At 64.3% G+C, this 13,936-nt stretch carries 16 protein-coding genes and 1 pseudogene; 9 read left to right on the top strand and 8 right to left on the bottom strand.

The genetic code is table 11. From position 1 onward, the window contains the following. Positions 1–410 precede the first annotated feature (410 nt). Positions 411–875: a very short patch repair endonuclease gene (locus tag EAO75_RS44970; RefSeq protein ID WP_148000893.1), complete on the top strand. Its 465-nt coding sequence runs from the start codon at positions 411–413 to the stop codon at positions 873–875. On the opposite strand, the gene EAO75_RS44975 is transcribed toward EAO75_RS44970, so the two are convergent. From EAO75_RS44975 to EAO75_RS44990, 4 genes are all read right to left on the bottom strand, one after another. Next, positions 861–2,156 carry a DNA cytosine methyltransferase gene (locus tag EAO75_RS44975; protein ID WP_187284870.1) on the bottom strand — a complete coding sequence of 432 codons (1,296 nt, stop codon included), beginning with the start codon at positions 2,154–2,156 and terminating at the stop codon, positions 861–863. The two genes, EAO75_RS44970 and EAO75_RS44975, sit on opposite strands and share 15 nt — an antisense overlap. 155 nt (positions 2,157–2,311) lie before the next feature. After that, positions 2,312–3,880, bottom strand: coding sequence for a DEAD/DEAH box helicase (locus EAO75_RS44980; protein WP_410092944.1), 1,569 nt, complete (start codon positions 3,878–3,880; stop codon positions 2,312–2,314). Positions 3,881–4,113: 233 nt separating this feature from the next. Then, complete coding sequence (locus EAO75_RS44985) at positions 4,114–5,547, bottom strand: hypothetical protein (RefSeq protein ID WP_148000895.1); 1,434 nt, start codon at positions 5,545–5,547, stop codon at positions 4,114–4,116. Between the two features lie 58 nt (positions 5,548–5,605). After that, complete coding sequence (locus EAO75_RS44990) at positions 5,606–6,313, bottom strand: hypothetical protein (protein ID WP_261989730.1); 708 nt, start codon at positions 6,311–6,313, stop codon at positions 5,606–5,608. Between the two features lie 522 nt (positions 6,314–6,835). Between EAO75_RS44990 and EAO75_RS44995 the strand changes: the two genes are divergently transcribed. Next, the gene (locus tag EAO75_RS44995) at positions 6,836–7,606 is read left to right on the top strand and encodes a hypothetical protein (RefSeq protein WP_148000897.1); all 771 of its coding nucleotides are present in this window, start codon (positions 6,836–6,838) and stop codon (positions 7,604–7,606) included. 64 nt (positions 7,607–7,670) lie between these two features. Here the strand turns inward: EAO75_RS44995 and EAO75_RS45000 are convergent, their stop codons facing one another. Next, the gene (locus tag EAO75_RS45000; RefSeq protein ID WP_148000898.1) at positions 7,671–8,303 is read right to left on the bottom strand and encodes an ATP-binding protein; all 633 of its coding nucleotides are present in this window, start codon (positions 8,301–8,303) and stop codon (positions 7,671–7,673) included. A 220-nt stretch (positions 8,304–8,523) separates the two neighbouring features. On the opposite strand from EAO75_RS45000, the gene EAO75_RS45005 reads away from it, so the two are divergent. Then, positions 8,524–9,369 (top strand): helix-turn-helix domain-containing protein, encoded by an 846-nt coding sequence (locus EAO75_RS45005; RefSeq protein ID WP_148000899.1) that lies wholly within the window; start codon positions 8,524–8,526, stop codon positions 9,367–9,369. Continuing rightward, a complete protein-coding gene (locus EAO75_RS45010) occupies positions 9,370–9,573 on the top strand; it encodes a DUF397 domain-containing protein (RefSeq protein WP_148000900.1) in 204 nt (67 codons plus the stop codon). A gap of 183 nt (positions 9,574–9,756) precedes the next feature. Here the strand turns inward: EAO75_RS45010 and EAO75_RS45015 are convergent, their stop codons facing one another. The 3 genes from EAO75_RS45015 to EAO75_RS45025 are packed head-to-tail and all read right to left on the bottom strand — an operon-like array spanning position 9,757 to position 11,397. Further along, positions 9,757–10,608, bottom strand: a complete 852-nt coding sequence (locus tag EAO75_RS45015) for a helix-turn-helix domain-containing protein (RefSeq protein ID WP_148000901.1) — start codon at positions 10,606–10,608, stop codon at positions 9,757–9,759. Between the two features lie 23 nt (positions 10,609–10,631). After that, the gene (locus EAO75_RS45020) at positions 10,632–11,165 is read right to left on the bottom strand and encodes a DUF6879 family protein (RefSeq protein WP_148000902.1); all 534 of its coding nucleotides are present in this window, start codon (positions 11,163–11,165) and stop codon (positions 10,632–10,634) included. Next, the gene (locus EAO75_RS45025) at positions 11,140–11,397 is read right to left on the bottom strand and encodes a hypothetical protein (protein WP_148000903.1); all 258 of its coding nucleotides are present in this window, start codon (positions 11,395–11,397) and stop codon (positions 11,140–11,142) included. The genes EAO75_RS45020 and EAO75_RS45025 overlap by 26 nt, the downstream gene beginning before the upstream one ends. A gap of 220 nt (positions 11,398–11,617) precedes the next feature. Between EAO75_RS45025 and EAO75_RS45030 the strand changes: the two genes are divergently transcribed. From EAO75_RS45030 to EAO75_RS48120, 5 genes and pseudogenes are all read left to right on the top strand, one after another. After that, entirely contained in the window at positions 11,618–12,013 is a 396-nt protein-coding gene (locus EAO75_RS45030) for a DUF6415 family natural product biosynthesis protein (RefSeq protein ID WP_148000904.1), read from the top strand. A gap of 127 nt (positions 12,014–12,140) precedes the next feature. Beyond that, positions 12,141–12,578 carry a hypothetical protein gene (locus EAO75_RS45035; protein ID WP_148000905.1) on the top strand — a complete coding sequence of 146 codons (438 nt, stop codon included), beginning with the start codon at positions 12,141–12,143 and terminating at the stop codon, positions 12,576–12,578. Between the two features lie 101 nt (positions 12,579–12,679). Next, complete coding sequence (locus EAO75_RS45040; protein WP_148000906.1) at positions 12,680–13,096, top strand: hypothetical protein; 417 nt, start codon at positions 12,680–12,682, stop codon at positions 13,094–13,096. Beyond that, on the top strand, positions 13,093–13,704 hold the full coding sequence (locus tag EAO75_RS45045; protein WP_148000907.1) for a DUF5753 domain-containing protein: 612 nt from the start codon (positions 13,093–13,095) through the stop codon (positions 13,702–13,704). Before EAO75_RS45040 ends, EAO75_RS45045 begins: the two co-directional genes overlap by 4 nt. Next, positions 13,701–13,936 (top strand): annotated as a pseudogene (locus EAO75_RS48120) (hypothetical protein); the annotation flags it as partial. The gene EAO75_RS45045 and the pseudogene EAO75_RS48120, both read left to right, overlap by 4 nt.

The following is a 13,936-nucleotide window of genomic DNA, read 5'->3' on the forward strand; positions in this document are numbered from 1 at the left end:
GGCAACTGGTCGAGGCGACCGATCCTGAGGCCTGAGTTTTCTGGTGCCGTTGGGCCGCCCGCTTCCTTGGCAGTGTCGTGCTTCCGCGAACGCGCCCCAACCCCGCCCAGCTACGCAGCCGACCTGCGCCCAACCAACCTGGGCCACCCATCCCTCCGGGCTGCCCGCTCGCTTCTCCCCCCGTGCTGGAGCGAGCCGSGTCAAGGGTGGCCCGAAGGGCCATTGGCGCAGCCGACGCGTAACGCAGCGCAGCGGAGTGAAGCGCCCTTGACGCGGTTCGCGGAAGCACGACACTGCCAAGGAAGCGGGCGGCCCAACGGCACCAGAAAACTCAGGCCTCAGGATCGGTCGCCTCGACCAGTTGCCGACTCCGGTGCCCGTCAGCCGTGGACCCGACTACCCTCTGCGGTGTGTCCGAAGACCCCGCGTGGGAAGCTCCAGAGGGTTCCTGGGCTTCGTCTGCAGCCCGCCGCCGAAACATGCAAGCGATCCGCAGCCGCGATACCGCGCCCGAGAAGCTGATCCGACGGCTAGTCCATGCACGAGGACTGCGCTACCGGGTTGCTGCCCGGCCACTGCCGGATCTGCGCCGGACGGCAGACATGGTATTCCGTCCGGCAAAAGTCGCAGTATTCATCGATGGCTGTTACTGGCACGGATGTCCTGAACACTACGTCCCTCCGAAGACCAACCAGGGGTACTGGTCAGCGAAGGTGCTTCGGAACATGGAACGCGACCGCGACACGGATCGACAGCTCAGAGACGCGGGATGGCTCGTGCTCCGCTTCTGGGAACATGAGCCATCAGACATGTGCGTCAACAGGATCACGGAGGCTGTTATTGCGCGCCGAGAAGCGGGCTCACAGTCGACCTGAAACAGGCAGCACCATCTGCTCTGAGTCAGGAGCATATGCTCCCGCTTCTTCTCCGTCCATCTCGTAGCCCTTGAGCAATTCACCGCTCTGTTCCGGACGGAGCACGGCAGCAATTGCCCGCCCGACAGCTTCAGCCACCGGGGGCGGGAAGGCGTTTCCAACTTGACGGTATTGGGCCGTTTTCTTTCCCTGGAATTTCCACCCCGGCGGGAACCCCTGGATCGCAGCAGCCTGATCGACGGTCAGCATGGGGCCAGCAGGGCGGAAGAGATCTCGCTCTGGGTCACATTGTTCAGGATCATTTGCGACGCCCATTGCATCAACACCCAAGGCTCCCCAAGCACGCTTGGCTCTGGTAGGTCCGAGGTCAGCCCCACCATGCTTCTTCGACCCGCCTACAAGGGTCGGCGCGACACCTCTCCCTGCTTCGGCCGCTTCAGTGGCCTTGCGGAGCCAATCCCGGTACACCACCTTTCCGGTACGGTCACCGGCCTTTGCCTGCTTTCCGTCCTGGTTCTTATTCCAGAACTTCCGGCATCGCGCTTCCATACTCTCAGCAAGCTCGCCGACTACCGTAGCCTGCTTTCCGTAAAGTCGAGTAGGCCACACAAATTCAACATCAGCCGAGTTTAGAAAATCCCGATGGATCGCAACCAGAATAGCCCGGGGGCGAAGCTGAGGGACGCCAAAATTACTCGCGTCCATCCTGCGCCAGACTTTCCGCATAACCAAGTCTTGCTTCTTAGCCGACCAAGTGCTACTAATCTCAGGGATCACATAGCCAAGCCCGCGGAGTTCAGCAAGAATATCTCTTCGATAGTCGATGAATACTTCCGGAGGCTCCAAGATACCCCGCACATTCTCAATCATGACAGCCTTGGGCATCAGGTCTCTGATAATCCTCAAAGCGTCCGGGAAGAGATCTCGCTCGTCATCCTTCCCAAGCCTCTTTCCTGCCAGAGAGAATGGAGGGCACGGAACGCCGCCGGCTAGGAGGTCAAGTTGCCCCTCCTTGAGCCCCAGACTTTTGTGAATTTTGGATCCGAGGAATTCCCTCACATCCATCGGCTCAAGCGCTTCGGTACGCGACTTATCCCAATTGGGCCAGCCACCCGCGTTCGCCGCGAGYGTCCGCACAGCCTGTGGATCCCACTCCACGAGAGCCACGTGGTCAAACCCGGCATTGTGTAGCCCAACGGCTTGCCCGCCGGCCCCGGCACAGATCTCCAGAGAGGTCAGTGGCTGGGTGAACTGCGGACGCTCGCGACCGCTGGGGCGCATGGCGCTCCTTCCGGGAGTGACTCAAAACCGATCTCAAGTGTCCCAGACACCAACCCACTGGCGCCTAGACACTCGACACCTGGAGTCTCCCATTACTCCAGACCACCGCCCCGTGTGCGGGTGCCGCGGCCAGAAGCTGAGTCACCCCCTGAGCTCTAGCCTCTGCCCATGTGACGCAACAACGCCTCCATATCACTTGGCGCTAGGCCGGCTGCGACGGATGGCTCTTCCTCCAGGTCAGCAAGCTGCTGCACCGTGGGGTCGTCAAGGATCCGGCCCATGAACTCCAGCTTCTGGTCCAGCCGTACCTCGACCACCTCATCAATCGTGTTGCGGGCAGCGAGCACAGTGACCCGCGTGTCCGTACCAGGGGCAAGACCGAGGCGGTGGATGCGATCAAGACTCTGGAGAAAGCGTCCGGCCATGAAGTCGCGGTCCACGTACACGGCGTCATGGCATACGTGATGAAGGCTGATGCCCTCGCCGAGCGTCGCCGGGTTGGAGACCAAGACCATGCAGCTAGGGTCATCGCGGAAGCGCCGTAGCTGCTCATCTCGGTCCGGTGTACCGCCGTACACCACCGCCGGGCTGTACTTCTCCAGCATTTGCGCCACGGTCGTCAGACTGCGTACGAACGTCGTCCAGACGAGCGTCTTGCGGCCTTGCTCTGCGTTCTCGGCAACGATGGCCGCCGCTTCCTTGTATTTAGGCGACATTTCGTGGTCGGGCAGCTTCTGCATGAGCGAGTACAGCGACGTGCCCTCAGGAATCTCCAGCGGGGGCAACTGGTAGACCAGCGGCTCGTAACGGCTGGCCCCTTCCACGAGGAGAGCCGGGCTCGTCGCCGCCATCAGGAGACGCAGCGCCGTCTTGCCGAGAGAGCTGAGGTCTTCGCGCGCGGCACCGCTGCTCATCCCTCCCACCAGCGAGCTATAGATCTCGGCGTGCAGATCCGGCATATCGACGTATCGCGTTCGCAATCTCATCGGCGGAAGACCGAGTTCCTGCTTAGTCGTCCTGGTGAACAACGGCCTGAGAACCGCGCTCGCATAGGCAAGATCACCACCCGCCACCGCCCGGGTCACTGTGCGCTGCCCGTGGCCCGGCCAGACGAAGCCCATCAGGTTCTCCAGGTCCTTGGAGCCATTCGGGGCCGGCGTTCCGGTCAGGATCAGCCGTCGTTCCGCGAGCGGGCCCAGCGCCATACACGCGGCGCCATACGTACCTCGCGCACCGAGCTTCATCCGGTGAGCCTCGTCCAGGATGATCATCGAAGGGGCTGACTTCAGCCAGTTCGCGAGCAAGGGCAGCGAGCGGTCCAGCCGCTCGTAATTGACGATGAGGACCTCTGCCCACTGGTCCAGATAGCCATCCAGCACATGGGTGCGCAGGGGATAGCCGAAGCAGACCGCCGTCTCGTAACGCCAGGACTCATAAGCCGACTTAGGGCAGACGACCAGAAGCCTGCTGGCACCCCCCTGAGCACGCTGTGCGGCATACACAGCGAGCGCCACCCTGGTTTTACCGGCTCCGGGCACGCTGAAATTCGCCCCGTGCCCCAGTGAAAGCAGCTTGGCGATGTCCCGCCGTTGGAACGTATTGAGATCGGCCCGCCAGGTGTCCCCTAGCAAAGTCAACACGTCATCGGAGGCGACTTCCGCCGGGCCCCCGGAGCCGGCCAGCCGATCCTCCACCAACCGGGCATCCCGAACCACACCAGACACGAGATTCCGGAGCTCCGGAGCCCACTCGACCCCTGCGGGGTGAGGCCAGCCTCCCAAGACGGTCAGGTCCGCGAGGAGTTCATCCAGCGCCACTGAGGCCGAAAGGGGGCCAAGCTGGCCGCCGGTACGGAACCGAGCGGCCAGCTGGACGAGGTCCTGCCGGTATTGGTCGGTGGTCCGCAGGACCACACGGGTACGCGAGTCGTCGAACCCCAGGTGCAGGGACGTTTCCGTCACCGGGTGCCCTCCATGGTGGAGGCGGCGAGGAGCCAGGAGACGCCGTCGCCAGGATTCGGCATCCCGCGTCCGGCCTGCTGGGCCAGCTTGCGCAGGCTGCCCTGAAGTTTGAGCACAGCCTCATCGAAAGCCTCTTCATCCAGGCTGKTCGACGTACGTGCCTGTACCAGCTCGATGACGCACTGATCGATGTTGGCGCAGGCGTCCGCGAGCCGGGCCGGGGCGAGCTGCTTGCGCTTGCGGACCCGAGCGTCACGGCCATGGCTGTCGATCGCCCGGTCGAACGCATCCTTCGCCTCGTCGAGCACAGCCTGAGCCTGGGCCTTCTCGGAGTCGGCAACCCCGACCGTCGTGTTGCGGACGGTGGCCGCCGCCCGCAGGATGCGGTCGTTCAGTGCGCGTGCCGCAGACACGGCCGAGGGAGCCGCCGGCACATCGAGGCCGAGGCCGGGGATAGAGATGGACTCGGCCTGCGCAGCCGTCCCGCTGTCCGCCAGTTCCTCGGGCAGCGTCTTCCCGAGATACCCCTCTTCCAGGAAAACCTCATCGATGTGACGAACATCCGTCTTCGAGAAGTCCAACAAGATCGCGGCCAGACGCCACTCCTTCAGGATCTCGGCCTGATCCCGGTCGAGGTTCTCCAACTTCACATACAAGCGCTGGAGTTCCTTCAGGCGCTCCTGCGCCCCCTCCCAGTCGACCAGCCGCAGAGCAACGCCCCCACCACTCGCGCTGCGGTCGTTGAGCTCCTTGATCACGCTGAGGATCCACCGCTCCTGGTGGTACGTCGCAGTCCGGATCCGGAACTCCTTGGCGATCTGCTCCGGCGTCCGGCCAAGCGCCGCCTGCTCCTCCATGGCGAGCAGCCGGTTGATGTAGGAGTAGTCGCGACGCTGATCCTGGCGAAGCTGAAGTGCCAGCTCTACGGCGTCGACATCGGCCTGCGTGAAAGAGGGGGGGAGCACACCCACACGCATCGACTGCTTGCCGAGTTCCCGCAGGGCGACAGCGCGCGTGTTGCCATTCACCAGTACGCCGTGATGAGTAACCAGGCCAGGGTCGTTCTGACCGAACTGGTTCAGGTCCTCCTTCAGCTTGTCGAAGTCGGGGTCCCTGATGTCCGGGTTAGAGGGCCGGGCCTTGAGCAATCCAGTCAGGTACTCCTGGCCGGCTTCGCCGAAGGGGTCCTTGTCCAGGTTTCGATCCTGGTCCGGCCTGTGGGTGCGCTGAGCACGGATCCGGTGGGTACCGGGGTTGAGGTAGAGACCGCTCAGCGGCAGGTCGACGACGTCAACGTGGATCTGCTGTCCATTCCAGTCGACGGTGACCGTCTCCCTGGTGCCTCCTGCAGCCCTCACCTCCTCCAGCCTCTTCTTGATCAGCTCACTGAACTCGTCCGCGCGCGGCGGAGGCGGGAAATCCCGCAGCATGACTCTTCCCGTCCTTTTCTGTTGCCGGTCCTGTCCTTCTTGCGCTGCCGGTCAGCCGTCAGCCAGTGACGTCCTTGATGGCCTGGGCCACTTCGGCACGCGACTCCTGCGGGAGGGTCCGGTAAATGCCCCAGACCTTCTCGATCGGGCTGAAGGAACGCTGGTCGGCGTCGATCCACTTGGCGAAGAGGCGCTGCTCCAGAGGGGAAAGCGCCTCCACGAGTTCCAGCAGAGCGCCGAGGTCAACCTCCCGGTCAGCGCCTCCCCCAGTCCCGCACCGCTTGCACTCAGTGACGAGCTGGTACTCCGTCGCGTCGCCGTCATCGGAACGAAGAACCCTACGCCGGGCGGCGTTGAGCTTGGAGAGCTCGATACCGCCGCCGTCCTCGTAGGCCTCGCCGGCGCCGATACCACACGACCGGCAGAGATAGTTGTCGTCGTGAAGAACCTTGGCGCGCTGGGCAGCCGTGAGGCTGGCCTTGTGCTTCGGCGCCTTCGACCTGCCGGGGATCCAGACATCGGCCCCCCTCGTGACGAACCGCTGTTCCTGCTGGAGCAGGGAGGGGTCATCGCGGCTGGTGTCGATCTTCCAGCCGTGATCCCTCAGGTCACGGAGCCGCCGGTCGATCTGCGCCACGTCCGGGAACGCCTCGCGCAGCTGCGCCTTGGTGAAGACGTTGCCCTCCCCCACCTCGGCGAGCAGCCACAGCGCAGCCCGCACCATGGTGCCGTACTTCTTGTCCTGATACGACGGAATTTCTTCCACCAACGCCTCCGCGAACTCGTGCCATCGAGGCACACCGAAAGTTCGGAGTGTGCACGCAACGCTACAAGCCACGCTCGCGTGAACCCCGCGTTCCCCCGCTCCTCAGCGGCCTATTTAGAAGCTCACACCATGCCGTGGAGAAAAGTCCAGCCCTTTCCAACTTGCTCGGGTAAAGCAAGTGCACCGGCCTGCACTTGCTCGGCAAAAAGCAAATTCGCTCGGCAGAAAGCAAGAAAACGTGGGTGCCGTAACGAAGGCCGTTGGGCACAATTGACGAACGGCACAACATCCCTGGGGAGTTGACTCCCAGGGCATCCATACAGCTCAGGGCGCTGGAGGCAGGACCGAATGGCACCAGAAGGCAACCGTCCGCGGACACGCGGGTGGCTGGAAAAGGAACTGCCCGAAGACGGCAGCCGCCCACGGAAGCGGGAACTCGCGCTGGCACTCCGCCCCCTGTTCCTCCTGCTAAATACGGAAGAATCAGGAGATTCGGAACATAGGCCACCTACCCTGACGGAAGTGGCGGAACTGCTGCACAGCAACACGACCTCAGTGTCACGCTTCGCAAGCCTCGACCCCAGGGTTCCCAGCCCGGCTTTCATCGAGGACTTACACAAAGCGGCCTGCGTGGCCGCTGCCGCCAGCGGCCGGTCTGTCGGCATTACCCCTGAGGATCTGCAGATTCTGCGCGCCCTCGCTGAGGCCGAGACGAGGGGCCGCTGTCAGAGCTGCGCGGAGCTGGGAAGGCGAATCGATTCGCTCAGCCAGCAGCTCAGCACGCCCTGCCCTTCATGCGAAGCACGCGAGCGTCAACTGGCAGCTGACGCCGCTCAGCTGCGGGCCCTCAAACGCGAGGTCGCAGCCATGCGCACGGCCGTACAGGAGATGGAGACCACCGAAGCCGGCCTACGGGCACGTCTGGCATTGGCCAATGCTTCGAGAACTCCGTTGCCGGTCCCCCCTCGACGGGGGGACCGGCAACGGAGCGAGAAAGAGAAGGCCATGGCACGGCAGCTGGCGGCGCAGGCTGGTGAGCTGGATAGCGCTGGGAAAGAAGACTCTGCCCTCATCCTCCTCCGGCACGGCACGACGGAGCTGCTGAATCCATCAGAAACCGCGCTGGTCATGGTGGAGTTGAGAGAGCAGGAGCGAGATCACCTGGCTGACGATCTGATCCACGTCTACGGCCGAGATCAAGATGACCGGCAAGTCATGGCGGTTGCGCTGGAGCTGCACGAGGAGGGAGCGGTGAACGACGCCGGCGCCATACTGCGCGCGGCTCTAAAGTGACGGGCCGGCGGAAGCCCGGCCGCGCCAGCAGCGGTCCCGACGCCAACAGCGCATCATCACAGCGTCAGGCAGCTTCCGCCTCGGCCTCGTAGTGCATCTGTGCCCGGTCCAGGAAATCGTCCGGGTCATGACCGCGGGCGATGGTCCAGTGGAGGAGGTCCGCGATCAACTCGACCGCCGCCTCCTCAAGGCCAGCCTCTCGTCGTCCGCGCGGGAGGCCGACACCACCACTAGACACTTGATAACGCTCAAGCACCTCGACGGCTCGCTCAATGCGTCGGCATGCACGACCGCCATCGATGGGAATCTCACACCAAACCGCTTTGCCCGCTGCCGTCAGGACCGCTCCCCAGTCCAAGGCCATTGCCGCCACCAGCTGCAGGCCGCGGCCGCACTCGGCGTCACTGCCCCCTGGGTTCGGCGCCGGCATCGCTGGACTCTTGTCGTGCACTTCAATGCGAAGCCGCTCGCCGTGCCACTCAAGGATCAGGGTCGCTGACGCTCGTTTACCAACATGCTTTACGACGTTCGTCGCCAGCTCCGTGACGAGCAACTCCGCTTCGTCGGCAGCCACGGGTGTGCCCCACTGACTCAGCTGCGCAACGGCCGCTCTCCGAAGCTGGCGCACCTCCGCCGGCGCCGCCTCGAAGGGCAGAACGCACCGGAGCCGGGGTTCGGCGACTGGGTAGCCGGACATGCGGCCACTCCTCCCTGCCAAGCCACGCACATGCTGCGCCTGCCGTGTCCGTACGGCTGCAATGCGTAGCGATCCGTGACCGAGCATGGCATAGAGAACTCTCACCATGTAACTTCTCATCAAAATCCATCGGGTGAATCTGATAGTGAGGCCCCTTCCGTACTGCCTAGCCTGATGGGGATCTCCGGGCCTGCCGCCCGTCACATGGCGAAGGAGCCACATGCCCGAACGGACCACGACCCGCCGTCGCCAACTGGGGGCGATGATGCGCAAGTTGCGAGCACGCAAGGGGCTGACCCTTGAAGAGGCTGGGCAGCTTGTCGGCGTCTCCAAGGCGACTGTCAGCAGGTATGAAACCCAAGCCGGGCCAGTCAAGTGGGTCGTCGTTGATGCGCTGTGCCGCGAGTACGAAGCAACTGAAGCCGAGCGCAAGGCAGTTGTCGGGCTGGCGAAGGACGCCAAGCAGCAGGGCTGGTGGAGTTCCTTCGCCGACTCCATCCCGGAGAGCATGAACTTGCTGCTCACGCTTGAGGACGAGGCCGTACGTGAAGGTCACTTCTCTTGTGTCTACATTCCCGGCCTCCTGCAGACACGCGCCTACAGCACCGCCCTTCAGAAGGCCAACGAAGTGCCGCTAGGGCCGAGCGAGATCGAGCGACTCGTCGATATCCGCATGAAGCGGCAGGAGATCCTCAACCGCCCGAGACCATTGCACTTGTGGGCGATCCTCGACGAGTCCGTGATTCGCCGTGCCGTCGGGTCGCCACAGACGATGAAGGAACAGCTCGACCGTCTGCTTGAGGCCAACGAGTCGCCTCACATCACGCTTCAGGTCCTGCCTTTCTCCAAGGGCGCCCACGCTGCGGCACTTGGGAGCTTCGTCATCATCGGGGGCCCGGAGCCGACCCTTGACGTGGTGTACTTCGACTTCCACGCCGGCTCCCTGTTCCTGGAGAAGGCCGAGGAACTGGACCGATACAGACTTGCGTTCGAGTACCTGCGGGCACAAGCGTTGGACATGGAGGCGTCCTCCGCCATGATCCATCGCGCCCGCAAGGAGCTGTGAATGTCCGATACACCCCAGCCCGTCTCCGAGTTGTTCTGGTTCAAGTCGTCGTACAGCGGTGGCAACACGACAGAGTGTCTAGAGGCAGCCTTCACCCCGTTTGGAGTTCTCGTGCGGGATTCCAAACAGCCGAAGCCCGCACACATAGTGCTGTCGGCGCAGGCATGGTCCAACTTCCTGACGGCCGCCTACACGGCCGACTGAAGGAGCAGCTCCCTCGCGCCTGCATCCGCAGAGCGCTTCAGCCGCGGGCTGCAGAACCGACCGTGACACCTGGCGTCGCGCTCTGGAACGGCGTGTCCAGGTCGTCTCTGTAAGCACAGTTCGGGTTCCGTGCGCTCGGCGGACGGTTCGGTCGCGCGATCCGTCGGAGGCCTACGGGCTGTGTCACCGCAGAGCCTCGATAGCCTTAAGGATCAAACCTCGTGCCTCCGCCCCATACACAGCCATGCCGCGAAGCTGCTCAAAGGCCTTGATGTACAAGGCGATCTCAGATGGCTGAGTGATGTTCACCTCGGCGGAGATCAGCTCGACGGACACGAGTGTGTCGTCGTGCACGTCGAATGTCTCCTGCGGCCACAGTGCCCGCTCTCGCGTCGCCATCGGGATGATGCCGAACGACACGGCCKGCAGCGCTCCCGCGGTGAGGAGGTAGCCCAGTTGTGCTGCCATCGCCTCCGCGTCGCCGAGTTGGTAGTAGAGCACCGCCTCTTCGACAACCATCACGAATCGATGCCCGGGTTCGTGGATGATCTGTGAGCGCTGCAGGCGTGCTGCGGCGGCCTCGGCCGCATCGTCGGGAACGCCGAGGAAACGGGCGTTGGTGCTGAGCAGGGCCTGGGCATATCCCTCGGTCTGCAGTAGCCCTGGGACCAGGACTGGGGAGTAAACCCGTAGCAGGCTCGTCGACTTGTACAGCTCGACGTAGCTGTCCTGCAGCTTTCGCAGGCCCGTGCGCACGCGCTGGCGCCACTCCCTGTAGAGGGATTCCGCATGCTGGGAGGCTGCGATCAGGTCGGGGACCTGGTCAGGAGTGCCAGTGGCGCGGCACCACAGGCGGATGTCCGTGGGCGATGGCGGTGTCTTTGCGTTCTCGATGCGAGAGGTCTTGGCATGATGCCAGCCGCATTGAGAGGCCAGCTCAGTGACCGTCAGATCGGCGTCTTTCCTCAGATCGCGTAGCTGCCGTGCAACTTTCTCGCGCGCGGCCTGGGCTGAAGAAGACGGGGAGATAGGCATGAGCTGGCCAATAGTGCTCTCTGTCAGTGGATCTCATACTTGTCGTGCGGGACGGCGCGTTCCCACACTGCCTCGAAGGCGTCCGAGCACTGCTTGACGATGCTCGGCTCCGTTCGCAGTTCCATGGGCAGATCGCCCCAGTTGCCGTCCCCGCTGAAGTGGTTGAAGAGAACCTGGCTCCCGTCGAAGATCCAGAGGTCGGCACCAGGCAGCATCAGGTCGGCTGCCCGCTGACGGGGCAGCCAGCGCACCTGCTCGCCGGCATGCACGTTGACGACAGTTCCGGCGTGCTCGTAGCGAATGTAGTCCGTGACAGGTTCGGACACGATGCGGGCACGGCGTACGACAACTCCGCGGGTGACCGCTCGGGAGATCATGTCGACCCAGGGCGCCCAGTACTCAGAGCTGGGGTCGGCGTCGCGCTGCCCATTACGGAGCCAGGTGTTGAAGTCGTCCGCCTCGTCACCGACGGCGTACTGGTCGCGCATTTCGAGGTGCATGGCCGACCGCTGTGCGGCCTCCATGAGTTCGTCAAAGCTGGGTACGTTCTGCGACATCGCAGGCCTCCCTGAGTACAGGCACGAGGCGGGCGGGGATGCGGATCACCGTTTCGTGGGCCGGAATGCCTTTGGTGTGCCCTGGTGCCGTGTTCTCCACGCAGTGGGTCTGCGTCTCGTTGTCCGCCGTGTAGCTCTGGATCACGATGTCCGAGTTCTCCAGGTCTACCCACGCGGTTGGTGACCCGTTCTTGCCGGTTTCCGGGTCGACCCCGATGAACTGTAGGTCCATGGCTGCCTTCCGTTTCGTGCGCCGATGTGCAACAACCTCAGGTCAAATCCGCGTGTAGTCAAGAGCATGAAGTAGCCAGTCAGCTCTTCAGAGAGTTGTGCGCACATTGGTGCACATCGCTGGTCGTGCTGCACCTCACGCTCCTAGCGTCGCGGTAGCGCGAGGGCCCGGTGAGGCAGTGCGACCTCCCGAGGCATGGCCGACCCTGAGGAGCACCAACGTGAGACGAACTGCAGCCCGTGCAACAACCGGCCCGGGCCAGGATCAGGTGCCGCCCGATCTTGAAGTGATGCGGGACAGTGCGCGTCAGTTACTCGACCCGGATTCCGTGCCGGACGTCCGTCCTCCGAGCCGTACCGAATTAGACGCGCTCACCCTCAAGCTCCGCGGGCACGTGGAACTTCTCGCCCCCGAGGTCGAGGAGGCGGCACTGAGACTCCCCGAGAACGAGGTGCTGCGCTTCTGCGCCCTCGCCTGTGTCGGCGAGGCGCGGGGGAAGCTGCGCATCAGCGCAAGTGCCGGACTCAGCTCTGACATCGCCTACGCACGGCGCATCGCCCGTGTCCTGAACGCCCTGTGCGATCACTACGAAGACCTGACGAGTCACAAGAAGTGATGACGACCTTGCTGGTCTCTCACTGCTGCGCCCTCAATCTGTGAGGTGAATCCRTGCTCAGCACAGCCAGCAGGCTGGCCGCGCCAGTCTCGCCCAGCGGCACCGCGAGCCTGAAGGAGGGCGAGCGATGAGGACCCCTGTCACCGCAAAGCCGCGCAGCGGCCGATCCCTCGTCACCCTCACCGAATTCGACACGCTCGCCACCTTCTGCGCCGACGAATACGGCCTCGAACGCTCCGTCGCCGACCGCGTCATCGACCAAGCCCTCGCCCTGGTCCACGTCATGGGCTCCACCGGCGAAGGCGCCACCATGGCGCCGTCCGAGCTGGTCGACCCGGGCTGGCACACGCTCATCCTGCACACCGGCTGGTACGCCGACTGGTGTCAGCGGCAATTCGGCTACTTCCTGCATCACCAACCCAACTCCAAGGTCCGCACGCGCGGACTGATGACGGACGTCGTCGCCAAGATCCAGGCCGCCGGCTTCGAGGTCGACGAGCGGCTGTGGGGCACAGCGGCCGACTGCAATCCACCCACCTGCTGTGGCGACGGTCCCTGCTGCTGACCCCTGCGTTCCCCATCCCCTTCCGCGAGAGGGGCGGGCCTGCCCTGCTCCGGCGGCTCTACGGGTCCGCCCCGCTCGTCATCCCAGAACGGACCCCATCCGTGTCCCTCACCGTGCTGACCGCAACCAGCCGCGTGACCGTCTTTCCCCTCGAAGACCTCTCCATCGCGTACACCACCCAGTCCAGCGATCAGCGCGGCCTCGGCGACGTCGGTGTCGTCACCGTCGTCGATGCTCGGGCCGACGGAGAGGAACTGTGGCGGCTGGCCCGCGACTTGGGAGGCCGTACCGTCGATCAGGACCAAGCCCGGTGGATCCTCACCCAGGCCAGTCGCGCGCGCTTGGTCAACACATACCTCGATCTGCCCGACGCGAGATGGACGGCGTACATCCGCCGCCGTCTCGAACTCGGCGCCCTTTTCGCCAACCACGACGTTCTGCTGACCGGTCGGATTGCCCTGTCCGGCCCGCGGGCAGTGTCGGGCGGGGAAACGACCGCCCGGAGGGGGAATCCATGACCAATCTGATTCCGTGGCAGCAGCGGCTGTCGACCGGCACGGAAGACATCCAGAGTGAAGTCGTCGACTGGTACCGGCGGACTCCGCACGGGAAGGCGTACGTCCCCACCATGATCTGGGGGACGCTTCAGACCGAGGCGTACGCGACCGTCATTCTCCGCCGGGTCGTGGAGTTCCTCGGTGTTCCGGACGACGTTCCGGCCGGGGTTGCCAAGCGGATGGAGCGTCAGGAGGTCCTGTACGACGGTGGGCATCAGTACGACGTGATCCTCGGCGAACAGGCTCTGTACACGAACGTCGGCGGGCCGGTGGTGATGCGGGAGCAGATGGAGCGGCTGCTGCGTGACATCGACCTGCCCTCCCTGACTCTCGGAGTGCTTCCCGTCGCCGCCGAGGTGAGCGTCGTCCCCTTGCCCGGCTTCAACATGCACGGCGATGACCGGGCGCACTACGAACTCGTCTCCACCGGAGTGGACATCACCGCCCCGGATGAACTCGCCCTTCACGACAAGGCGTTCAACGCCCTGAGCGCCGCCGCCTCTTACGAGAACGCCGCCAAGGAATTGATCGGCAAGGCGCTGGGCTTCTGGAGCAGGATGACGCCATGACGACGATCAATGGTGAGGTCGCTGCCGGGTTCGAAGCCGTGCGGGACGCGTTCGTCGCGAACTTCGAGCGGCGAGGGGACATCGGTGCGGCCGTGTGCGTGTATCGGGACGGTCGGCACGGTGAGGGACACGGATGGGGTCCGTTCTGGGATGACGAGCGGGGCGGACCCGTAGAGCCGCCGGAGCAGGGCAGGCCCGCCCCTCTCGCGGAAGGGGATGGGGAACGCAGGGG

This window comes from Streptomyces sp. UW30, assembly GCF_008042075.1.
GTDB lineage: Bacteria > Actinomycetota > Actinomycetes > Streptomycetales > Streptomycetaceae > Streptomyces.